We start from the raw sequence: 22,371 nt of genomic DNA, 5'->3' as shown, positions 1-22,371 counted from the left end.
GATCGGGCGATCACATGCCACCCTTTCTCGCATGCTCTGGCAAGGTGACATGACGAGGCCGGCCGTTCCGGCGCCCCGGGTGGGCGACGAGGCCGAGCTCCTGATGGCCGCGCGGGAGGGCGACGCCCGGGCCGCGCACCGGCTCGGCAGGCTCTACGCCCAGCGCGGCGACCGTGGCGCGGCCCGCCACTGGTGGGAGTCCGCGGCCGGGGCCGGCAACGTCGACAGCGCCTACAACCTGGGCCTGTGGCACGAGAAGCACGGCACGCTCGACGAGGCGCTCGGCTGGTACGAACGGGCGGCGGCGGCGGGCGACTCCGAGGCGGCGGTCAACCTGGCCACGCTGCTGCTGGAGCAGCGCGGCGACCCCGGCAGGGCCAGGTTCTGGTACGAGCGCGCGGCCCGCGAGGGCAACCGGGCGGCGGCGCGCAAGCTGGCGCTGATCTGCGAGGACGCCGGTGAGCCCGCGGCGGCGCGCGAGTGGCACCGGCGGGCGGCGGCGGACGGTGACGCCGCGTCGGCGCACGACCTGGGCTTCCTGGCCTACTCCGCGGGCCAGGACGAGGAGACCGTGCGCTGGTGGGAGACGGCCTGCCGGGCGGGCCACGCAGGCGCCGCCTACTGTCTGGGGCTGTTCCTGCGGGCCGGGCGCGACCCCGAAGGCGCCGAGTCCTACTACCGGCTGGCCGCCAAGAGCGAGCATCCGGGCGCGGCGGCGCAGCTGGGCGCCATCGCGCTGGCCCGCCGCGACCTGCGCACCGCCAGAGGCTGGTACGAGCGGGCGGCGTACGCGGGGCGGCTGGAGAGCCAGCGGATGGCCGGGTTCGTCTGCGTGGAGCTGGGTGACGCCAAGGGGGCCAGTCACTGGTTCGGCAGGGGGGCGGCGGCCGGCGACCCGGAGTCGGCGTTCAACTTCGGGCTGCTGCTGATCGCCGAGTTCGGCGACCTGAAGGGCGGCCAGCACTGGTTCAGGCAGGCGGCGCTGGCGGGGCACCACCGGGCGGCGCTGGAGCTGGCCGGGCTGCTGTCGGCGGCGGGGCGTGACGGCGAGGCGCAGGAGTGGCTGACCGGTCCGCCGCCGCCCGTCTGGGACCGGCCGGCGGAGCCGGAGCTGGCCGCCCGGGCCGAGCTGGCCGCGCTGGCGACCGACCGCAGGGGCGGGCCGGCGCTGGGGGTGGCGGAGCTGACGGAGATCCTCGCCACCTGGGACCTGGTGACCAGGCCGCTGCTCGACCACGGCGAGGTGATCCCGTGGCTGGTGACGCGGAGCGGGCTGCACACGAGCGCGGTGGAGCACCTGGCGTCGGTGCGCGGCACGCTGCTGCGCCCCGGCAGCGCCCCGTGGCCCAGCCCGGCTGAGGTCGAGCACGTGCTGGCGACGGCGCGTGAGCTGCGCCACCGGCTGGGGCTCTCCGGCGCCGCCCGGGAATGACCCGGACGGGCGGGATCGCGGCTGAGCGCTAGGCGGCCAGAACCTCCTCCACCGGCGTGTGGGCCAGACGGAGCGCCCGGGCGACGGGCTCGTTGGTGAGCGCGCCGTCGTGGGTGTTGAGGCCGCCCGCGAGGCCGGCGTCGCCCCGCAGCGCGTCCTTCCAGCCCTGGTCGGCCAGTTTGACCGCGTACGGGAGCGTGGCGTTGGTGAGCGCGTAGGTGGACGTGTGGGGCACCGACCCCGGCATGTTGGCCACGCAGTAGAACACCGAGCCGTGCACCTCGTAGGTCGGCTGGGCGTGCGTGGTCGGCCGTGAGTCGGCGAAGCAGCCGCCCTGGTCGATGGCGATGTCGACGAGCACCGAGCCGGGCTTCATGCGGGCGACGAGGTCGTTGGAGACCAGTGTCGGGGCCTTGGCGCCGGGGATGAGCACCGCGCCGATGACCAGGTCGGCGGTGAGCACCTCCCGCTCGATCGCGTACGCGTTCGACACCAGGGTCTTGAGCCGGCCCTGGTAGACGGCGTCGATCTGGCGCAGCCGGTCGACGTTGGTGTCGAGCACGGTGACCTCGGCGCCCATGCCGACGGCGATCTGCGCCGCGTTCAGGCCGGAGACGCCGCCGCCGATGACGACGACCTTGGCGGGGGCGACGCCGGGCACGCCGCCGGGCAGCACGCCGCGCCCGCCGTTGAACCGCATCAGGTTGTAGGCGCCCACCTGCGGCGCCAGCCGGCCCGCGACCTCCGACATCGGCGCGAGCAGCGGCAGCGCCCCGTTGACCTGCACGGTCTCGTACGCGACGGCGGTGGTGCGGGCGGACAGCAGCGCGTCGGTGCAGGCGCGGGAGGCGGCCAGGTGCAGGTAGGTGAACAGGACGAGGCCCTCGCGCAGCCGGTGGTACTCCTCCGCGACCGGCTCCTTCACCTTCAGCACCAGGTCGGCCTCGGCCCACACCTGGTCGGCGTCGTCGCGGATCTTGGCGCCGGCGGCGAGATACTCCTCGTCCGGGATGTGCGAGCCCTCGCCCGCGCCGCGCTGGACGGTGACGTCATGGCCGCGGCCGACCAGCTCGTGCACGCCGGCGGGGGTGACGGCGACGCGGTATTCGTGGTTCTTGACCTCGGCAGGCACGCCGATCTTCATGGGTGGTGCTCCTTGCTTCAGAGAAAAAAATATCCGGTACGGGATCCCGTACCGGATATCTTGTCGTTCAGAGGCGTGCCCACGCTTCCTTCAGCACGCTTCGCAGGATGCCGCCGATCTCCTCGAACTCCTTCGGCCCGGCGATCAGCGGCGGCGCGAGCTGGATGACCGGGTCGCCGCGGTCGTCGGCGCGGCAGTAGAGGCCGGCCTCGAACAGCGCCTGCGACAGGAACCCGCGCAGCAGCCGCTCGGACTCCTCGGCGCTGAACGTCTCCTTGGTGTCGCGGTCCTTGACCAGCTCGATGCCCCAGAAGTAGCCCGAGCCGCGCACGTCGCCGACGATGGGCAGCTCCTCCTTGAGGCTCTCCAGCGTGGCCCGGAACAGCGGCTCGTTCGCGGTGACGTGGCCGAGCAGGTCCTCGCGCTCGAAGATGTCGAGGTTGGCCAGCGCGACGGCGGCCGAGACCGGGTGCCCGCCGAAGGTGTAGCCGTGGGCGAACATCTCCTCGCCGTTCTTGAACGGCTCGAACAGCCGGTCGTGCGCGATCATCGCGCCGATCGGCGCGTAGCCGCTGGTCATGCCCTTGGCGCAGGTGATGATGTCCGGCACGTAGTCGAACTTCTCGCCGCCGAACATGGTGCCGAGGCGGCCGAAGGCGCAGATGACCTCGTCGGAGACGAGCAGCACGTCGTACTCGTCGCAGATCTCGCGCAGCCGCTGCCAGTAGCCGGGCGGGGGCGGGAAGCAGCCGCCGGCGTTCTGCACCGGCTCGGCGAAGACGGCGGCCACCGTGTCGGGGCCCTCCATCTCGATGGCGCGGGCCACCCGCTCGGCCGCCCAGAAGCCGTACTCCTCGGGGGTCATGCCGGGGACGCCGGTGATCTCGTCGGCGCGGTAGTGGTTGGTGTTGGGCACCCGCACCGAGCCGGGCACGAGCGGCTCGAACATCTGCTTGAACGCGGGGATGCCGGTGATCGACAGGGCGCCCTGCGGGGTGCCGTGGTAGGCGATCTGACGGCTGATCACCTTGTGCTTGAGCGGCTTGCCGATGAGCTTGTAGTACTGCTTGGCGAGCTTCCAGGCGCTCTCGACGGCCTCGCCGCCGCCGGTGGTGAAGAACACGCGGTTGAGGTCGCCGGGCGCGAGGCTCGCCAGGCGCTGGGCCAGCTCCGCGGCCTTGGGGTGCGCGTACGACCACAGCGGGAAGAACGCCAGCTCCTGCGCCTGCTTGGCGGCGGCCTCGGCCAGCTCGCCGCGTCCGTGACCGACCTGGACGACGAAGAGCCCCGCCAGACCGTCGAGGTAGCGCTTGCCGTGGATGTCGTAGATGTAGGCGCCCTCACCGCGGACGATGGTGGGCACCTCGGACTTCTGGTAGGTGCTGTGCCTGGTGAAGTGCAACCACAGGTTGTCCTGCGCGGCCTTCAGGACGTCGCGTTCAGGCTGCGTCATGTGTATCTATCCCTTGTGTCGAGCTGCACACCAGTGTGCCGCCTCACCAGCCACTTTGCCAAGGGATTGCGTCGTAACCAAACTATCAAGACCAGGGATCCGCAGAACTTTTCTGTAACGACTACGAAATCCGCAGTGCCTTGACGATCGACTGCCCCTCGGCGGGACTCTCGCCTGGGGACCGCGGTCGCCTCAGTAGGCTTTGGGGGAACACCCACCATCGAGAACGACCCCCGGGGGACCTTCCCGTGACTCCTGACCAGATCGAGAGCGCCGTCGCGGCCGCCATGCCGCAGACCGTCGAGGAGCTCAGGCGCCTGGCCGCCATCCCGTCGGTGGCCTTCCCCGGGCATCCCGAGGAACCCGTGCACGCCGCCGCGGCCATGGTGGAGGAGCTGCTGCGCAGCACCGGCCTGCCGCGTGTGCAGCGCGTCCCGGTCGAGGGCAGCTTCCCGGCGGTGTACGCCGAGGCGCCCGCACCGCCCGGCATGCCGACCGTCCTCCTGTACGCGCACTACGACGTGCAGCCCGCGGGCGACCCGGCCGCCTGGCGCACGCCCCCGTTCGAGCCCACGCTCATCGACGGCAAGCTTTACGGCCGCGGCACGGCCGACGACAAGTCCGGCGTCCTGTCGCACGTCGCCGCGCTCCGCGTCTTCCAGGGCCGCTTCCCCGTCGGCGTCAAGGTCATCGTCGAGGGCCAGGAGGAGTACGCGGGCGAGCGGCTGGAGGCGTTCGTCGAGCGCAACCCCGAGCTGCTGCGGGCCGACGCGGTCGTGGTGGCCGACACCGGCAACCCGCGCGTCGGCGACCCGGCGGTGACGACGTCGCTGCGCGGCCTGGCGGCCTTCACCATGGAGGTGCGCACGCTCCGCGAGGCCGTCCACAGCGGTTCGTTCGGCGGCGCCGCGCCCGACGCGCTGGCGGCGCTGATGCGCATGTGCGCCGCGCTGCACGACGACAACGGCGACGTCCGGGTGCCGGGCCTGCCGCGCGGCTCCTTCCTCGGGCAGGGGCCCACGGAGGAGGAGTTCCGCAAGACCGCGGGCGTGCTCGACGGCGTGTCGCTGGTCGGCTCCGGCTCGCTGGCCGACCGCCTGTGGTCCTCGTACGCGATCACCGTGACGGGGCTGGACGTGCCGTCGGTGTCGGGGGCGATCAACGCCGTGCAGCCGGTCGCGCGGGCCAGGGTGACCGTGCGGGTGCCCCCGGCGGGCGACCCGAAGACCACGGTCGACGCCGTCGCGGAGTTCCTGCGGCAGGTGGCGCCGTGGGGCGTGCGGGTGTCGTTCGGCGACCTCACCGTCGGCTCGGGCTTCCAGGCCGACTCGGGCGGCAAGGCGCGCGCCGCGCTCAACAGGGCGATGGAGCGGGCCTTCGGCCGGCCGCCCCGCGACGTGGGCGCGGGCGGCTCGATCCCGCTGGTCAACACGCTGCTCAAGCAGTTCCCTGCGGCGGAGATCCTGCTGTTCGGCGCGGAGGACGAGGACGCCGCCTGCCACGCGCCCAACGAGCGGGTCGACCTGGAGGAGCTGCGCCGGGTGGCGACCGCCGAGGCGCTCTTCCTCCAGGAGCTGGCGCAGTCGTAGCCCGCGGGCAGGTCGCCCTCGCGCGCGCGGGGGCGGCCTCCTCGCACGTCAGGCGTGCGCCTCCGGGCGGGGGAAGAGCCGGAGGAAGCGTTCGGCCACGGCCCGGTCGCCGTCGATGCGCAGCGTGTCGGCGGGGACGCCCAGGAACACCACGTCGCGCAGGGCCTCGGGACCGGCGTGCAGGACGGCCTGCGCGCTCTCCCCCTCCGCCGTCCTGGCCAGGGCGAAGCTCCCGTCCGACACCGTCGCCAGGAAGCTCGGCTCGCCGAGCCGCAGCTCGACCCGGCACGAGAAGCCGGCCGCCGCCTCGGGGTCGAACACCGACTTCAGGGCCTGCATGAGGGCGTCGACGCTCAGCGGCCGGGACGAGGTGAACGGCATCCTGCTGCCCCACCGGGCCAGCGCCAGCACCACCGGCTCCAGCTCACGCCCCCGGTCCGTCAGCTCGTACACCTGGCTCGCGGCGGGCGGCGGCAGCCTGCGGCGGCGCAGGACGCCCGACTCCTCCATCTCGCGCAGCCGCTGGGAGAGCACGTTCTGGCTCGCGCCGGGCAGGCCGTCGCGCAGGTCCGTGAAGCGCTTGGGGCCCAGCAGCAGCTCGCGCACGATCAGCAGCGCCCACCGCTCCCCGATGTGGTCGAGGGCGCGGGCGACGCCGCACGGGTCGTCGTAGGTCCGCATCGAAAATCCTTGCGAATGAGTACTTCTTGGTCCTAGTTTAGGACCAACCTCAGGACAGGAGCTGCCCCATGAACGCTCTGGACACCCTTCCACAGGGAGACGTCCGGCTGCTCGAGCACCCGACCGCCCGCAAACTGCTCGGCTCGAAGGAGCTGGCCCGCGTGGCCTACGTCGCCGCCGACGGGACCCCGCGCCTCTACCCCACGCTGTTCCACTGGGACGGCGAGGAGCTCGTCATGGCCACGTTCGCCGGCGCCGCCAAGATCAAAGCGCTGCGGGCCAGGCCGGAGGTCGCCATCACCGTCGACACCACGGCCACCCCGCCCGAGGTGCTGCTCATCCGCGGCCGGGCCGAGGTGACCGACGTCGACGGCATCGTGCCGGAGTACGCGCTCGCCCACCACCGCTACGCGGGCCCCGAGCAGGGCGCGAAGAACGTGGCCGAGGCCGACCGGCCCGGCGTCCGCATGGCGCGCATCGCCGTCCGGCCGGCCTGGGTCGGCGTGCTGGACTTCCAGACCCGCCTGCCCGGCCAGATGCCCGCGGGGTCGTGATGGCGACGTTCGCCCTGATCCACGGGGGCGGCGGGACCTCCTGGGCGTGGCGCCCGCTGGAGGCCTGCCTGCGCGGACGCGGTCACCGGACGGTGGCCGTGGACCTGCCGCTCGACGACCCGGACGCCGGGCTCACCGACCACGCGGACCACGTGGTCGCCGACGTGCTCAAGAACGTCGGGCATCTGGACGACCTCGTCGTCGTGGGCCATTCGTGGGGCGGGTTCGTCGCGCCGATCGTCTGCCACCGGGCCGAGGCCGAGCTTCTGGTGCTGCTGGCCGGCATGGTGCCGAAGCCCGGGGAGGCGCCCGCCGACTGGTGGGAGGCGACCGGGTTCGGCGAGGTGGACATCGACGACCCGATCGCCCGGTTCATGCATGACGTGCCGGCCGACCTCGCGGCCGAGGCGCTGCGGCACGGGCGCGAACACGCCGAGAAGGCGCTGGTCGAGCCGTGGCCGCTGGACAGGTGGCCGGACGTGCCGACCCGCTACCTGCTGTGCCGGGACGACCGGTGGTTCCCGCCGGAGTTCGTCCGGCCGATGGTGCGCGAGCGGCTGGGCGTCGAGCCGGACGAGATCGGCGGCAGCCACAGCGTCATGCTGTCCCGGCCGGAGGAACTGGCCGACAGGCTCATCGGCTACCTGTGACGGGGAGCTCGTACACCCGGCGGACGCTGCTGCCCAGCCTGCCGACGTCCGCACCGTACACGTGGATCGACACCCCGGTCTCCGAGCTGGTGTTGCGCACCTTGTGGATGTCGCCCGGAGGGGCGAAGCCGCTGACGTCACCCGGCCGGTTGTCGGCGCGGCCGATCTCCACCAGGCGGTCGCCCTCGTCCCGGTAGAGGGTCTCGTGCTCGTTGCCGCTGAGCACGGCGAACGCGCACCACGAGACATGGTCGTGGATGACGGTCTCCTGGCCGGGACGCCAGACCACGGCGACGATCGAGAACTCGTCCTGCGCGTGCAGCACCAGCGACACGTACGTGTCCGGGTCGCCCAGCCGCTCCTCCTCGGTCAGGATGTCCAGGCCGGGCAGCCGCTCGCGCAGCAGGTCGGCGACCGCGAAGGCGGTCTCCCTGGCGGGCAGGCGGCGGGCGGCCACCGCGCCCACCCTCTCCACCAGCTCGGCCAGGCCCGGCCGCGCGATCGTGACGGTGTCCATGACGCCTCCAGCTCCTAGGGGAAAAGCGGCTCCCTCTCCTACCGTGCGCCATCGCGCATTGATAGGTCCAACAGAAGTATTCGTACCGACCCATAGATACGATTGATGAATGCTGGATGTCACCCGGCTCCGCGTCCTGCTCGCCGTCGCCCGCACCGGCTCGCTCACCGCGGCCGCCCGCGAGCTCCACTACGCGCAGCCGTCCGTCAGCCACCACCTGGCCCGGCTGGAGGCCGAGACCGGCGCCAAGCTGATCCAGCGGGCGGGGCGCGGCATCCGGCTGACCGAGGCGGGCAAGCTGCTGGCCGAGCGGGCGAGCGACATCGTCGGACGGCTCGACGCGGCCGCCGAGGAGCTGGCCGCGCACGTCGGGCTCCAGTCGGGCCGGGTGCGGCTCTCGGCCTTCCCCTCGGCGCTCGGCACGTTCGTCCCCGAGGCCGCGGCCCTGCTCCGGAGGGCGCACCCCCGGCTGCGGCTCGAACTCACCGAGACCGAACCGCCCGAGGCTCTCCGGCTGCTCCGCGCCGGGCGGACGGACGTCGCGGTCATGTTCCGGTACGACGACACGGCGCCGGAGGACCCCGGGATCCAGATGATCCACCTGTGGGACGACCCGAGCTACCTGATCACCCCGGGCGACGCCCGGGGTGATCCTCCGGCGGCCGAGGAGGCCGAACTCACCGCTTACACCGAAGCCTCGTGGATCGCGGGATGCGACCGGTGCCGGAGCCACCTGCTCGACATGTGCGACAAGGCCGGGTTCGAGCCGCGCATCTCCTTCACCAGCGACGACATCGTGGCCGTGCAGGCGCTGGTCGCGGCCGGGATCGGCATCACCGTCCTGCCAGGGCTGGCGCTGCGCGCGCACCGCCATCCCGCCGTGACCGCGCGCCGCATCCCCGGCTCCACCCGGCACGTGTACGCCGCCGTCTACGGCCGCCCGCCGCACCCTCCAGCCACCGAGGCGCTGCTCACCGCCCTGCGGAAAAGCCTTTGACGGCCCCTCATACGATGACCGTATGCCCGACCTGACCACGCTCGCCCTCTTCTCCGCGGCGACCCTGGCGATCCTCCTCGTGCCGGGGCCGGCGGTGGTGTTCATCGTCACCCGCAGCGTCGCCCAGGGCAGGGCCGCAGGGCTGGTCTCGGTGCTCGGCGTGCACGCCGGGTCGGCGGTCCACGTGGTCGCCGCCGCCCTGGGCATCAGCGCCGTCCTCGCCGCCTCGGCGACCGCCTTCACGATCGTCAAGTACGCCGGCGTCGCCTACCTCCTCTGGCTCGGGCTCCGCAGACTCCTGGCCCGGCCGGCCGACGAGGACGCGGCCGAGCCGCCGATGCGGTCGAAGCGGCGGACGTTCTGGGAGGGGGCCGTGGTCAACGTGCTCAACCCCAAGACGGCGATCTTCTTCCTGGCGTTCCTGCCGCACTTCACCGACCCCGCGGCCGGGCCGATCGCGCCGCAGATGCTGGTGCTCGGCCTGGTCTGGATGGTGCTCGGGATCGCCTCCGACGGAGCGTACGCGCTGCTGTCGTCGGCGCTGGCCACCCGCGTGCGGCGCACGGCGCGGGCCCGGCGGCGGATCGACGTCGGCAGCGGGCTGGTCTACTTGGGGCTGGCGGCCTGGCTCACCGCAGAGAAGGCCTGACAAGCCCGGAAATTTCGTGGCCGGGGTGGGATAGTGAGCTGGTGGCGGAATTCTTCCTGAGGCCGGGCGCCGGGCAGGGCATTCCAGGACCCGGCGACTAGGCGGCGGCCATGGACGGGCCACCACGCGATTCCCCCTGCGGACGGATCGCCTCCGAGCACGTCGTCGACGTCTGCTCGGGTGATGACGGTCTCGCCGGGGTGGCGGGCACCGGGTACGTGGTCGCCCCCGGCCTCGTGCTGACCTCGGCCCACCTGGTCGACCCCGGCGCCCCCTGTCACGTACGCGGAGGCGGATCGCGGGCGGCGGCCGAACCGGTGTGGCGCGGCCACGGCTCCCTGGCCGCGACCCTGCTCCGCGTCTCCACCCCGGAGTCCCGTACGAGCCCCGGCCCGTCTCCCCCGTGGGCCGGCCCCGTCGGGCCGGTCCGGTGGGGACGGGTGACCGGCGACGCGGTCCGGTGCGCCGCGCACAGCACGGGAATCCCACCCGAGACCGCGACGGCCGGAGCGGTCGCGGACGACGAGCGCGCCTTGCCGACCGAGGCCGGGACGGTCGGGGGCGTCGCTGACGGCCACCACGGCTTACCGGCCGGGACCGTGACGGTGAGGGCCGTGGTGAGTGGCGGAGGTGGGGCGTGGTCCGTTCGTCCGGCGGTGGAGCTGACCGGCTCGCCGCCCCGCTCCCTCGCGGGGGCGGCGCTGCTGGCGGAGCCCACAGGGCACCTCGTCGGCGTGCTCGTCTCCTGGGACGGGGACGGACATGCGGACGTCGTGCCGGCCGAGGCGCTCTGGCTGGACGACGGCTTCCGCTCCTGGGTGGAGGACACGGCGGCGCCGGTGGAGGACGTGTCCGGGAGCGAACGGGTCGTCCTGCTGCCCGGCCTGCTGCAGCCCGCCTCGGTGGAGCCGCCGGAAGGGTGCCCGGACTGGTCGTTGCCCGCGGCCCGGCACACGGTGGTGCCGTTCGTCGGCAGGAAAGCGGAGCTGGCGGCACTGCGCACGTGGGCCGCCGGACCGGAGCCGCTGTCGATCGCGCTGATCACCGGGCCGGGCGGCTCGGGGAAGAGCAGGCTGGCGGTGGAGCTGTGCCGGGAACTGTCCGCCGCCGGGTGGGACGCCGGCGGCGTGGCGGGACCGTCCCTCATGGGGCCGCTCTCGGATCCGGCGGCCAGGCTCGACGCGCTCCGGCCGACCCTGCTGGTGCTCGACTTCCCGGAGCCGTCGGCGACGCTCGCCGCCGAACTGGCCCGCCGCCTGGCCGACCACCGGCACAACCCGCGCGTCCGCCTGCTGCTGGTGGCCCGCGCCTCCGCGGGAGTCGCCCCGCCCTCAACCGGCTGGTGGCGCCGGCTGGACACCGCCGCCGGCGGCCGTCTCAAACGGCTCGTGCATACGACGATCCGGCTGGAGGACCACCCGCTGACCCTGCCGGAACGCGCCGAGCACGCCGCCGCCGCCATCCGCGCCTACGCCACCCGGCCCGCCCCCGGCCGGCCCGCCGACACAGGTGACGCGCTCGACCGGATCCGCCCCTTTCCGCTCGACGACCCCCTGTACGCGGTCCCGCTGCGGGTCCACCTGGCGGCCCTCCTGCGGGTGCGCGGCCACGCGATCGGGCCGGGCGACGAACTGGTCCACCGCTTCCTCACCCGGGAACGGGAGCGCTGGTCCGCCTCACCGGAAGCGCCGGACGCCGGGGTGGCCGGGACCGCGGTGGCGTCGGCCGTGCTGACCGCCGCGTCGCCCGGGGAACTGCGCGTGCTGCTGTCGCTCGTACCAGGGGTGGACGAGAAGCGCACGGCCGGGATCGCCACGTGGGTGACCGGTTTGTTCGCGCCGCCCGACGAACAGGCCGAACGGCCCCACGGCACGTGGACGCCGTCCCGTGCCGACGTGTCCGGCGGTGCTTTCGAAGCGTGGACGCCGTCGCCTGCCGACGGGCCCGGCGGGGCGTCCGAGGCGTGGCCGATGTCTCCGGTGGACGTGCCCGATCTGGTGGTGGGGCAACTGCTTGAGGAGACGGCGGGGCTGGAGGCGCTGGTCCTCGCCGTACACGATCATCCGGGGCGGACGGCGGCGCATCTGGCGCGGATGCTGGACGTGCTGCGGCTGGGTGCGGATCAGCGGCGGGTACGGGCCGCGCTGCGGTCCCTGGTCGCGCACCGGCTGGACCGGATGCTCACCGAGGCCGCCTCGGGGCCGGGTGAACAGTTGCTCGACCGGATCGACGCGGTGCTGCGGCTCCTGCGGGGTGAGCCGGAGGTGGCGCGGGCGGTGGCGGCCCTGCCGCCGTGGCAGGCGCGGCACCCCTGGGTGCGGCCGCTCCAGGTGACGCTGGCCGAGATGCGGGTGGAACGGCTGCGCCACGGGAAGCGCGCCGACCTGGCCACGGCGCTGTCCACGTCGTCGGCGTGGCTGGCGGCGGTGGGGAGGCTGCCCGAGGCGGTCGCCGCGGCGGGCAAGGCGGCCGAGCTCTTCGCCGCCGCTCCCCCGTACGAGCAGGCGGAGAACCACGCGGAGGCGCTGTTCAACCAGGCGGCGTGCCTGTTGCTGTCCGGGGTGCCGGAGCCGGCGGTGAGGCCCGCGCGGGAGGCGGTGGCGCGGTTCGGGATCCTGGCGGAGGAGGACCCCCGGTACGCGCCGCACGCCGAACGGGCCCGGTACAACCTGGCGTGCGCGCTGGCGGGCACGGGACGGCTGCGGGAGGCGGTGGCCGCGTTCCGGTCCGCGGGTGGAGACCCGGAGATGGCCGAGGACCTGGAGACGGTCCTCGGCGCCCTGCCCGGCCCGCCCCGGTCCTCTTCCCCGTCCGCGTTCTCGTCTCCGTCGCCGTCCCCATCCCGGTCCGCGTCACCGGCCCCGTCCCGGTCCGTGGGTTTTCCCGCTGCGCCGGACTCGTCGACGGGTTTCGCCCCTGGGCTGTGCGCGGGCGTCGGCGGGGCCCTGGGGCCGCTGGACGAACGGGACGCAAGGCGGTTGCCGGGGCTGGGGGCCAGGTTGGCGGTCGAGGTGGTCGGGGCCGTGCGCGACGTGGCGGTCACGGATCAGGAGGTGTGCCGGCGGCTGTACCGGCTCGGGGCGCGCCTGGAGCGGCAGGGATGGGGGGAGGCCGCCACGGTCGTCGCCGAGGAGGCGGTCGTGCGGCTGCGCGGGATCGCGGCGGAGGAGCCGGGCCTGCGTACGGTGCTGGCCGCCGCGGCGGGGCTGGTGTCGCGGGTGCGTGGGGAGCGGGCGGAGCTGGAGGCCGCGATGGAGGCCGCCGGCGAGGCGGTGGAGAACCTGCGGGCGCTGGTGGTCCTGGAACCCGGGCGGCACCGGCGGGAGCTGGCGGAGCGGCTGCGGGAGCTGGGCGAGTATCTGATGGCCCGCCGGAGGCCCGGGGCGGCGCTGGACGTGCTGCGGGAGTCCGTGTGGGTGGCGGACGGACTCGGTGACGGGCTCGGTGACGGGCTCGGTGACGGGCTCCGTGACGGGCTCCGTGACGGGCTCCGTGACGGGCCCGGTGACGGGCTCGGTGACGGGCTCGGTGAAAGGCCCGGCGAAGGGGCCGGTCGCCTGGTCGCCGAGTGCCGCCGGTCCCTCGGGGTGTGCCTGGTGGAGCTGGGGCGGGCCGCCGACGGGCTGGCCCAGTTCGAGACGGCGGCCGGGCTGCTCGGAGGGGCGGGCGAGCAGGATGCTCGGCTGCTCCGGGACCTCGCGGGATGGATCCGCCGGGCGAGGACGCCGCCGGGACGAGCGGTCGACGAGGCGATGGGGGCGTCGCCGGAGGAGACGACGGCGCGCGGGCGGCTGCTCGTCGGGACGCCGTTCCTGGTCAGGGCGCTGGAGGTCAGGCCGTTGCCGCGCCAGGACGTGCTGCGGACCCTGCTGGACGATCTGGCCGGCCATCTCGACGGTCCCGTTGGCGAGCCCGCCCTGCTGGGGCCGCTGGCCGCGTTCGCCGACGTGTTCACGCGGGAGGTGCCGGTCAGTGCCGCGCCCGGGTTGCACGAGACGCTGGGCGAGTGCCTGGAACGGTACGCGATGCTCACGGGGGAGGCGGCGGCTGCCGAGGCGGCGGTGCGGGTGTTCCAGGGGCTGGCGACCGCCCGCGGGGAGTACCGGGAGCGGCTCGGCGTCGCGTTCGCCGTCCTCGCCAGGATCGAGCACGAACTGGCCCGCCCGGTGCACGCCACCCTGGAGCGGGCCGCCGACCTGCTGGCCGGCTCCCCGGAGCAGGCGACGCTGGCCGGGACGCTGACGCTCTACGGCGACACGCTGCTGGCCGCGCGCCGCCCGGTGGAGGCGCTGGCCCACCTGGAGCGGGCCGCCGACCTGTGCGACGAGCCGGCCGTCGCCGCCACCGCGTACGCCGGGCTGGCGGCGGCGCTGGCCGCGCTGGACCGGCCGCAGGCGGCGCTGGAGGCGGTCGCCTGGTCGGTGGCCGAGCAGGAGCGGATGCCGGGGGGCCGGGCGGCGCCCCGGGCCAGGGCGGACGAGGTGCGCGGGCGGGTGCTGCGCCGCCTGGGCAGGAGGCGGGAGGCGCTCGCCCATCTGGTCAAGGCGGTCGACCGGTATCGGACGCTCCCCCGTACTCCCGCGCGGCGGTTGGCGGCGGCCGAGGTGGCGGTGGCGATCGTGGACGACCTGCTGGCGGACGGCCGGGCCGAGGAAGCGGTCGAGTACGCCGCGTTGGCCGTCGACGGGTACGCGGCGTCTCCGCCCGCGCGGCTCAGGCACGCGCTGGCCAAGCAGCGGCTGGTCCGCTGCCACCTGATGCGGGGCGCGCTGGGCGAGGCGGCTCCGCTGGTCGAGGAGCTGATCGTGGACGCCAGGCGGGCGGGCGGCGATCTGACGTACCGGGCGGTGCTCGCGGACTCGCTGGCGCAGAGCGCGGAGCTGCTCACCATGCTGCGGCTTGACGACGGGCCGCGCGCGGAGGCGCGGGCGCGGGAGTCGGTCAGGCTGTACGACGAGCTGATCGCGGCGGGGATGGCGGCGCAGGGCGTGCACGCCGGCCGGGCGGGCGCCAACCTGTCGCTGGCGGCGGCGCTGGGGGTGCAGGAGCGGTACGGGGACCAGGTGGCGCCGCTGCGTGAGGCGGTGGCGGCGCTGGAGCGGTACGCGCCGGGTGATCCGGTGCTGGCCGGCCATCTGGCCAGGGCCATGCTCATGCTGGGCGAGGCGCTGATGGCGGCGGGCCGCGCTCCGGAGGCGAGCGCGGTGCTGCACCGCGGTACGCGGGTGATCAGGGACGGCCACCTGAGCGCGCTGGCGCACTACCGGCTCGGCCTGTGTGAGCTGCGGCTGGGCCGTGACGAGGCCGCCGACGCGGCCCTGCGCGCGGCGGACGGCACGCTGCGCGAGCTGCTCGGCGAACGCGACACGGGACACGACGCCGGACACGACGGCCGGCGTCACGGCGAGCGTGATGGCGGGCATGCGAGCGGGCGGGGTGGTGAGGACGACGAGGAACTCGTGGAGATGCACCGTGACGTGCTCCGTGCGCTGCTGGCGCTGAACGAGCGCGCGGGCCGGGCGGGTGAGGTCGCGTCGGTCCGGCGCGACCTCGTCCACCTGCGCTGGTTCCAGCTCCGCTGACCCGGGCTCAGCGGCTCACGGCGGTCTCCCGTTCCATGCGTGACAGTTTCTCGGGGTTGCGCACGGCGTAGAGCCCGGTGATGAGGCCGTCTTCGACGCGCATCGTCATGACGGTCTCGATGACGCCGCCGGCCTCGACGATCAGCGCGGGCTGGCCGTTGACCTGTGCCTGGCGCAGCGACGCGGCGGGGCCGATCTTTCCCAGCAGCCGGCTCACCTGGTCCGCGCCGACGACGGGGGCCGGTGCGGCCTTCCTGAGTCCGCCGCCGTCCGACAGCAGGACGACGTCCGGCGCGAGGACGTCGAGCAGGCGCTGCAGATCGCCCGTCTCGATCGCGTTCTGGAACGCCGTGAGCGCGCCGCGGGCCTCGTCCGGGGAGACGCCCCCTCGGGGCCGGCGTGCGGCGACGTGGGCCCGTGACCGGTGGGCGATCTGGCGGACCGCGGCCGGGCTCTTGCCGACGGCTTCGGCGATCTCGTCGTAAGCCAGATCGAACACCTCGCGCAGCACGAACACCGCCCGCTCTGTCGGGGTGAGCGTCTCCAGCACCAGGAGCATCGCCGTCGAGACGCTGTCGGCCAGCGCGACGTCCTCGGCCACGTCCGGAGCGGTCAGCAGCGGCTCGGGCAGCCACGGGCCGACGTAGGACTCCCTGCGGCGGCCGAGCGTGCGCAGCCGTTTCAGCGCCTGCCGGGTGGTGATCCGGACCAGGTAGGCGCGCTGATCGCGCACGGCGCCGAGGTCGACGTCCGCCCACCGCAGCCAGGTCTCCTGGAGGACGTCCTCGGCGTCGGCGGCCGAGCTCAGGATCTCGTAGGCGACCGTGAAGAGGAGGTTGCGGTGGGTGAGGAACGTCTCGGTGGCTTCCGTCCCGTGGGCGTGGGCGGGTGATCCGGTGGTGTCCTTCGGTCGCTCGCCGCGTTCGCTCATCGCCGGTTTCCCCGCCTGTTCGTGTCCCGTGCCATGCATACGATCCCGGCCCTCACCGCCGTGTGACACCGGCCGCCTGTGATGTATGTCACACCTACGGGCTGTCACGGGGACCGGCCGGCCGGGATCTCTTGCTCGTCAGCATGCCGCCCCCTCCGGGCCGGCACGGACAGAGGAGCGTGAGGAAGAAAGCCATGAGTTCAGCGCTTGAGATTCTCCGCCGTGACTTCGGCGGCGACGTCATCGAACCGGGGTCGGCCGAGTACGCGTCGGCCGGCGGCACGGTACTGGCCCAGGGCAGCCCCGCCTGGATCTTGCGGCCCAAGAGCGTCGAGGACGTGCGCGCCGGGGTCAGGTTCGCCGCCGGGTCCGGGCTCCCGCTGTCCGTGCGGGGCGGCGGGCACGCCTTCGCGGGCTTCGGCACCAACGACGGCGGCATCGTGATCGACCTCGGCCTGCTCGCGAGCGTGGAGGTCGTTGACGAGGAACGGCACCTCGTACGGATCGGCGGCGGCGCCACCTGGGGCCAGGTCGCGACGGCGCTGGCCCCGCACGGCCTGGCCATCTCCTCGGGCGACACCAGGAGCGTCGGCGTCGGCGGGCTGACGCTGGCCGGCGGCATCGGCTGGAAGGTCAGGAAGCACGGCCTGGCGCTGGACAACGTGGTCGCCGCGGAGGTGGTCACCGCCGGCGGGGAGGTCGTGCGGGCCGACGCGCGGGAGCACCCGGAGCTGTTCTGGGCGATCCGCGGCGGTGGCGGGAACTTCGGGATCGTGACCGCCTTCGAGTTCGCCGCGCACCCGACGACGGACGTCCACTTCGGCAGGATCGCCTTCCCCGCCTCGGAGGCCGCCACCGTGCTCCGGGGCTGGGCGGACCACCTCCGCACCGCGCCGGAGGAGCTCACGTCCGCCGCGGAGGTCGCCAACCCGTTCGCGGGCGGGCCCGCCGCGCCCGTCGAGATCGTCGTCGCCTTCGACGGGGCGGACCCGGAGCCCGCCGCGGCCGCGATCGACCCGATCCGCCGCCTCGGCACGGTCATCTCCGACGACGTCGCGCCGATGCCCTACGCGGCCACACTCGTGGACGGCGTCACCCCGCCGCCGGGCGTCCGGCTGGTCACCCGGAGCGCGTTCACCGAACGGAAGTCGGTACCCGCCGTCCTCGCAATCCTCGCCGAGGCCGGGACGTCGGACGGGGCGCCCTTCATCTGGGTCCGCGGCGTCGGCGGCGCCGTGTCCCGGGTGCCCGCCGACGCCACCGCCTACGCCCATCGCCAGGCTGAGTTGATGGTCGCGACCGTCGTCGTGGGTCCGCAGCCGGTCGTCGAGGCCGCAGGTCCCGCCCTGGACGCGATCTGGGCGAGACTCGCGCCGCACGTCGACGGCGCCTACGCCGGCTTCCTCTCTTCCGCCGCCGATGAGGACGTGGCCGCCATCTATCCCGCGCGGACCCGGGAGCGGCTCGCCGCGGTCAAGCGCCGGTACGACCCCGGCAACCTGTTCGCCCGCAACCACAACATCCGGCCCCGATAGGTCACCGCTCCCGGGCGGCCAGTACGGTCTCCCTGGCCCATCGGTAGTCCGCCTTGCCGGCCGGTGAGCGTTCGACGCGGTCCACGAACGCGTACGAGCGGGGCACCTTGTATCCCGACAGCTGCTCCCGGCAGTGGGCGTCGAGCTGGTCGCCCGTGACGGGCAGGCCGGGACGCGGCTCGACCACGGCGGCCACCCGGCTGCCCCACCGCTCGTCGGGCACCCCGGTGACGACCGCGTCGAACACGGCCGGGTGCCCCTTGAGCACCGCCTCCACCTCCTCGGGGAACACCTTCTCGCCGCCGGTGTTGATGCACTGCGAGCCGCGTCCGTACACGGTGATCGTGCCGTCTTCCTCGACGGTGGCGAGGTCGCCGGTGAGCAGCCAGCGGGTGCCGTTCTCGGTGGTGACGAAGGTGCGGGCGGTCTTGTCGGGGTCGTTGTAGTAGCCGAAGGCGATGCGGCCGGCCTTGGCGACGGTGCCGAGGTCGCCGGAGCCGGGCCGGACGGGGTGCAGCCGGTCGTCGAGCACGACCAGCTGGGCGTGCGGGGTGGGCCGGTAGCGCAGGCCGGTCTCGGGCCGGGCCCCGTCGACGCCGTCGGCCGTGTACCCGGCCTCGGTGGAGCCGAAGCTGTCGCGGATCAGCACCTGGGGCAGGAGTTCCCGCAGCCGGTCGCGTACGGTGCCGCTGAGGATGGCGCCGGTCGAGCTGAGCACGAACAGCGACGACACGTCGTAGGAGCCGTTCTCCAGCGCCTCGGCGAGGGGCCTGGCCATGGCGTCGCCGGTGATGTTGAGGCTGAGCACCCGCTCCCGTTCGACGGCCCGCCACACCTCGTCGGCGTCGAAGGCACGGACGTACACCATGGTCGCGCCCAGCCAGAAGGCGATGAAGGTGCCCATCTGGGCGGCGCCGTGCATGAGCGGCGCGGCGGCCATCATCGTCAGCGGGCCGGCCTTGACGGCCTCGTCGACGACCTCCTGCGGGGTGGCGCGCGGGTCACCGGTCGGGTTGCCGCCGCCGAAGGCCATGAACAGGTCCTCGACGTGCCACATCGCGCCCTTGGGCATGCCGGTGGTGCCGCCGGTATAGATGATGTAGAGGTCCTGGCCGGAGCGCGGCCCGAACCCGCGCCCCGGGTCGCCGTCCCGCAGGGCCTGCTCGTACGGGACCGCGCCGGGGATGCCCGGCTGCCCGTTGACGGTGATGAGGTGGCGCAGCTCGGGGGCCTGCCCGGCGACGGCGGCCACCCGGGGCTCGAACTCGGCGTCGTACAGCAGCGCCCGGATGTCGGAGTCGCGGTAGAGGTAGAGCAGCTCGGCCGCCACGTACCGGTAGTTGACGTTGACCGGGACGGCGCGGAGCTTGAGCGCGGCCAGCAGGCCGGCGACGTACTCGACCCCGTTGTACAGGTGGATGCCCACGTGGTCGCCCGGCCCGATCCCGCGGGAGCGCAGGTGGTGGGCGAGCCGGTTGGCCTCGGCGTCCAGTTCGGCGTAGGTGCGGCGGTCGGCGCCGCAGACCACGGCGGTCCTTTCCCCGATCGCGTCCGCGAGCCCTTCGAACAAGTCAGCGTGGTTGAACTCCATCAGGGCTTCTCCCGTCCGACGATCCACATGGCGAAGAACTGCGCTCCTCCCCCGTACGCGTGACCGAGGGCCAGGCGGGCCCCGTCCACCTGGTGGTCGCCCGCCGCGCCGCGCACCTGGAGTGCGGCCTCGGCGAACCTGATCAGCCCGGACGCCCCGATGGGGTTGCTGGACAGCACCCCGCCGGAGGGGTTCCACGGGATGTCCCCGTCGAGGGCGGTGGCGCCGGACTCGGTGACCTTCCAGCCCTCGCCCTCGGCGGCGAAGCCGAGATTCTCCAGCCACATCGGCTCGTACCAGGAGAACGGCACGTACACCTCGGCCACGTCGAACTGGCGGCGCGGGTCGGTGACGCCGGCCTGCCGGTAGACGTCGGCGGCGCAGTCCTTGCCGGCCTGCGGGCTCACGGTGTCGCGGCCGGCGCGGAAGATCGGCTCGGAGCGCATGGCGGCGCCGTGCACCCAGGCGGGGGTCCCGGTGGCGGCCCGCTCGGAGGACAGCACGATCGCGCAGGCGCCGTCGCTGGACGGGCAGGTCTCCAGGTAGCGGATCGGTTCCCAGAGCATGGGCGTGGACTCGACCATCGCCCGGTCGATGCCGGGGATGCGCAGGTGGGCGTAGGGGTTCTTGAGCGCGTTGAGCCGGTCCTTGACGGCGACGAGCACGCCGATGTGGCCGGGGGCGCCGCTCCTGCGCAGGTACTCCCTGATGTGCGGGGCGAAGTAGCCGCCGGCGCCGACGACCAGCGACGAGCTGAACGGCAGGTGGGTGGACAGGGCCCAGGTGGCGTTGGACTCCGACTGTTTCTCGAAGGCGACGACCAGCACCCGCTCGTGCACGCCCGACTGGATCAGGCCGGCCCCGACGAGGGCGGTGGAGCCGCCGACGCTGCCCGCGGTGTGCACGCGCATCATCGGCTTGCCGGCGGCGCCGAGGGCGTCGGCGAGGTACGCCTCGGGCATCATGACGCCTTCGAACAGGTCGGGCGCCTTGCCGATGACGACCGCGTCGACGTCCTGGAACGTGAGCCCGGCGTCCTCCAGGGCCCGCAGCGCCGCCTCGCGCACCAGCCCGGCGATCGACACGTCCCTGCGCTTGGTCGTGTAGTGCGTCTGCCCGACGCCGATCACGGCGCAGCGCTCGGCCATTCATGCCTCCAGGACGGTGACGAGGTTGTGCTGCAGGCAGGGGCCGCTCGTCGCGTGGCCGACGGTGCGGCGGGCGGCGCCGTCGTGGATGCGGCGGGCGGCCTCCCCGATGCGGATCAGGCCGGTGGCCATCACGGGGTTGGCCGCCAGCGGGCCGCCGGACGGGTTGATCACCGTGCCGTCCGGCAGGTCCAGCGCCCGGCGCAGGATCGGCTCCTCGTGCGTGAACTGGGCGTGCAGCTCGGCCACCTCGACCGGGCCCTTGCCGACCCCGGCCGCGCGTCCGGCGTCGGCCGTCGACGGCGACCGGGCGAGGTCGCGCAGGCCGAGGTAGTGCGGTTCGATGCGGTGGGCGATGCCGGCGATCCAGGCGGGGTTGGCGCACAGGTCGCGGGCCCGGTCGCCGGCGGCCAGCACCACGGCCGCCGCCCCGTCGGTGACGGGCGCGACGTCCGACTCCTTGAGCGGCTCCACCGGGGACCCGCCGGGCAGGTCGTCCGGCAGGTCCAGCGCGTACGGGTTGCGCCTGCCGTCGGCGCGGCTGCGGCGCGCGATCGCGTCCAGCTCGTCCCGGCCGGCGCCGAGCGCGGCCGCCTGCAGCGCCGCGTAGGAGAGCTGGTCCAGGCCGAGCGGCGCGAGATAGTACGGGTCGAGCTGCAACGTCATGATCGACCGCAGGTCGCCCTGGGAGGACTTGCCGAACCCGTACACCAGGGCGGTGTCCACGTCGCCGTGCTGGAGCCGCACCCACGCCTCGTACAGGGCCCAGGCCCCGTCCATCTCCACGTGGCTCTCCGAGATCGGCGGCCACGCGCCGATCGCGTCCAGCGCGGAGACGAACGAGAACGGCGCCCCCGCCAGGTAGTCGCAGCTGCCGGAGCAGGTGAAGCCGAACCTGCTCAGCCCGGTCCGCGCCTTCACCTCCTCGATGACGGGCAGGATCAGCTCGGGCTCGGACAGGCCGGTGTCATGACCGGTGTGCCGCGTCTGGGCGAAGGCGACGATCGCGACCTGTTTCATTCACAGCTCCACATCGAGTTCGCCGGTGGGCGCGAACCACCGGATGTTCGCCATGGACGCGGTCCGCTCGCTCTCGGGCACCCACTCGGCCCTGACCCGCATCCCCTGTCGCACCTCGTGCGCGGGGATCCCGCCGACGAGCGCGATCAGGGGCACGTCGGCGCCGTCGAGGAGCACGTACGCGGAGACGAAGGGCACCTCGGGGGCCCGCGGGTCGGGCAGGTTGTTGATCGCGAAGGTGGTGACCGTCCCGGTGTCGGGCAGTTCGACCCGCTCGCCGATCGTGACCCCGCACTGCGGGCAGGACAGCCGGTACGGGACGTACACCTTGCCGCAGCTCGCGCACCGCCCGCCGATGAGGACGCCGCGCCTGACCCCTTCCAGGAACACCCCGAGCGCGCCGCCGGCCCTGAGCGTGTACGGCAGGCGGACCGGCGAGACGATGGTGGTGACCTCGGGGGCGAAGCAGGACAGGTCGGTGATGTGGCCGCGGCGTTCGGCGCGCCAGACCGGCCACACGCGGGTGCCGGGCCGGACCGCCTTGGGGTTGCCCGCGTCCACGGCGTGCACGAGCGCGGTGTCGGCGCCGTCCAGCTTGATCAGCGCCCAGGCGAAGGGGCGGTCCAGCGGGTGCTCCGGCCGCGGCTCGGCCACCCACGCGCAGGAGGTGACGGTCCCGGCCGGGCCGACCTCGACGTAGTCGCCGGTCACCGGGTCGCCGGTGGCGGGGTCGTACTCCAGCGGGGGGACGAGCACCCGCCCCTCGGCGGTGCGCGCCCCGACGATCCGCCCGGCGCGCAGCTCGGTGAGGAACCGGCCGATCACCGGCCCGGTCGATCGGGTGTAGCCGCCGGGGAACTCCAGCACGTGCTCCGCGGTCAGCGGATCGGACATGCAC

The 22,371-nt window shown here is 74.0% G+C and carries 17 protein-coding genes; 8 read left to right on the top strand and 9 right to left on the bottom strand.

Annotation, left to right across the window (positions count from 1 at the left end):
- The first annotated feature begins 49 nt into the window (after positions 1 to 49).
- Complete coding sequence (locus ACQEUU_RS09565; protein ID WP_433063090.1) at positions 50 to 1,432, top strand: tetratricopeptide repeat protein; 1,383 nt, start codon at positions 50 to 52, stop codon at positions 1,430 to 1,432.
- A 28-nt stretch (positions 1,433 to 1,460) separates the two neighbouring features.
- Here the strand turns inward: ACQEUU_RS09565 and ald are convergent, their stop codons facing one another.
- Both ald and ACQEUU_RS09555 read right to left on the bottom strand, forming a co-directional pair.
- Positions 1,461 to 2,576, bottom strand: a complete 1,116-nt coding sequence (gene ald, locus ACQEUU_RS09560; protein ID WP_433063087.1) for an alanine dehydrogenase — start codon at positions 2,574 to 2,576, stop codon at positions 1,461 to 1,463.
- A 67-nt stretch (positions 2,577 to 2,643) separates the two neighbouring features.
- Positions 2,644 to 4,029, bottom strand: coding sequence for an aspartate aminotransferase family protein (locus tag ACQEUU_RS09555; protein WP_433063085.1), 1,386 nt, complete (start codon positions 4,027 to 4,029; stop codon positions 2,644 to 2,646).
- A gap of 248 nt (positions 4,030 to 4,277) precedes the next feature.
- On the opposite strand from ACQEUU_RS09555, the gene ACQEUU_RS09550 reads away from it, so the two are divergent.
- Positions 4,278 to 5,618: a dipeptidase gene (locus ACQEUU_RS09550; RefSeq protein WP_433063083.1), complete on the top strand. Its 1,341-nt coding sequence runs from the start codon at positions 4,278 to 4,280 to the stop codon at positions 5,616 to 5,618.
- Positions 5,619 to 5,666: 48 nt separating this feature from the next.
- On the opposite strand, the gene ACQEUU_RS09545 is transcribed toward ACQEUU_RS09550, so the two are convergent.
- Positions 5,667 to 6,299, bottom strand: coding sequence for a winged helix-turn-helix transcriptional regulator (locus ACQEUU_RS09545; RefSeq protein WP_433063080.1), 633 nt, complete (start codon positions 6,297 to 6,299; stop codon positions 5,667 to 5,669).
- 68 nt (positions 6,300 to 6,367) lie between these two features.
- On the opposite strand from ACQEUU_RS09545, the gene ACQEUU_RS09540 reads away from it, so the two are divergent.
- Both ACQEUU_RS09540 and ACQEUU_RS09535 read left to right on the top strand, forming a co-directional pair.
- Positions 6,368 to 6,853 (top strand): pyridoxamine 5'-phosphate oxidase family protein, encoded by a 486-nt coding sequence (locus ACQEUU_RS09540; protein WP_433063077.1) that lies wholly within the window; start codon positions 6,368 to 6,370, stop codon positions 6,851 to 6,853.
- On the top strand, positions 6,853 to 7,503 hold the full coding sequence (locus tag ACQEUU_RS09535) for an alpha/beta fold hydrolase (RefSeq protein ID WP_433063074.1): 651 nt from the start codon (positions 6,853 to 6,855) through the stop codon (positions 7,501 to 7,503). Before ACQEUU_RS09540 ends, ACQEUU_RS09535 begins: the two co-directional genes overlap by 1 nt.
- On the opposite strand, the gene ACQEUU_RS09530 is transcribed toward ACQEUU_RS09535, so the two are convergent.
- On the bottom strand, positions 7,487 to 8,020 hold the full coding sequence (locus ACQEUU_RS09530) for a cysteine dioxygenase (RefSeq protein ID WP_433063071.1): 534 nt from the start codon (positions 8,018 to 8,020) through the stop codon (positions 7,487 to 7,489). The genes ACQEUU_RS09535 and ACQEUU_RS09530 overlap by 17 nt on opposite strands.
- Positions 8,021 to 8,129: 109 nt before the next feature.
- Between ACQEUU_RS09530 and ACQEUU_RS09525 the strand changes: the two genes are divergently transcribed.
- The 3 genes from ACQEUU_RS09525 (at position 8,130) to ACQEUU_RS09515 (ending at position 15,248) form a co-directional block, all read left to right on the top strand.
- A complete protein-coding gene (locus ACQEUU_RS09525) occupies positions 8,130 to 9,017 on the top strand; it encodes a LysR family transcriptional regulator (RefSeq protein ID WP_433063068.1) in 888 nt (295 codons plus the stop codon).
- Between the two features lie 22 nt (positions 9,018 to 9,039).
- Positions 9,040 to 9,666, top strand: a complete 627-nt coding sequence (locus ACQEUU_RS09520; protein WP_433063065.1) for a LysE family translocator — start codon at positions 9,040 to 9,042, stop codon at positions 9,664 to 9,666.
- A gap of 110 nt (positions 9,667 to 9,776) precedes the next feature.
- Positions 9,777 to 15,248, top strand: coding sequence for a hypothetical protein (locus ACQEUU_RS09515; protein WP_433063062.1), 5,472 nt, complete (start codon positions 9,777 to 9,779; stop codon positions 15,246 to 15,248).
- A 7-nt stretch (positions 15,249 to 15,255) separates the two neighbouring features.
- Here the strand turns inward: ACQEUU_RS09515 and ACQEUU_RS09510 are convergent, their stop codons facing one another.
- A complete protein-coding gene (locus tag ACQEUU_RS09510; RefSeq protein WP_433063059.1) occupies positions 15,256 to 16,179 on the bottom strand; it encodes an RNA polymerase sigma-70 factor in 924 nt (307 codons plus the stop codon).
- A gap of 194 nt (positions 16,180 to 16,373) precedes the next feature.
- Between ACQEUU_RS09510 and ACQEUU_RS09505 the strand changes: the two genes are divergently transcribed.
- Positions 16,374 to 17,714: an FAD-binding oxidoreductase gene (locus ACQEUU_RS09505; protein WP_433063057.1), complete on the top strand. Its 1,341-nt coding sequence runs from the start codon at positions 16,374 to 16,376 to the stop codon at positions 17,712 to 17,714.
- A 1-nt stretch (position 17,715) separates the two neighbouring features.
- Here the strand turns inward: ACQEUU_RS09505 and ACQEUU_RS09500 are convergent, their stop codons facing one another.
- Genes ACQEUU_RS09500 through ACQEUU_RS09485 form a run of 4 tightly spaced genes read right to left on the bottom strand, consistent with a single transcriptional unit; the run spans position 17,716 to position 22,367 of the window.
- Complete coding sequence (locus ACQEUU_RS09500) at positions 17,716 to 19,305, bottom strand: acyl-CoA synthetase (RefSeq protein WP_433063054.1); 1,590 nt, start codon at positions 19,303 to 19,305, stop codon at positions 17,716 to 17,718.
- Positions 19,305 to 20,453, bottom strand: coding sequence for a thiolase domain-containing protein (locus tag ACQEUU_RS09495; RefSeq protein ID WP_433063051.1), 1,149 nt, complete (start codon positions 20,451 to 20,453; stop codon positions 19,305 to 19,307). The genes ACQEUU_RS09500 and ACQEUU_RS09495 overlap by 1 nt, the downstream gene beginning before the upstream one ends.
- Complete coding sequence (locus ACQEUU_RS09490) at positions 20,454 to 21,473, bottom strand: thiolase domain-containing protein (protein WP_433063048.1); 1,020 nt, start codon at positions 21,471 to 21,473, stop codon at positions 20,454 to 20,456. It abuts the gene before it with no gap.
- The gene (locus ACQEUU_RS09485; protein ID WP_433063046.1) at positions 21,474 to 22,367 is read right to left on the bottom strand and encodes a Zn-ribbon domain-containing OB-fold protein; all 894 of its coding nucleotides are present in this window, start codon (positions 22,365 to 22,367) and stop codon (positions 21,474 to 21,476) included.
- Between the last annotated feature and the right edge of the window lie 4 nt (positions 22,368 to 22,371).

This window comes from Nonomuraea sp. CA-218870, assembly GCF_050936535.1.
GTDB lineage: Bacteria > Actinomycetota > Actinomycetes > Streptosporangiales > Streptosporangiaceae > Nonomuraea > Nonomuraea corallina.
Note: the sequence above shows the minus strand (reverse complement) of the source record. Positions and strands in the feature narration are given on the sequence as shown.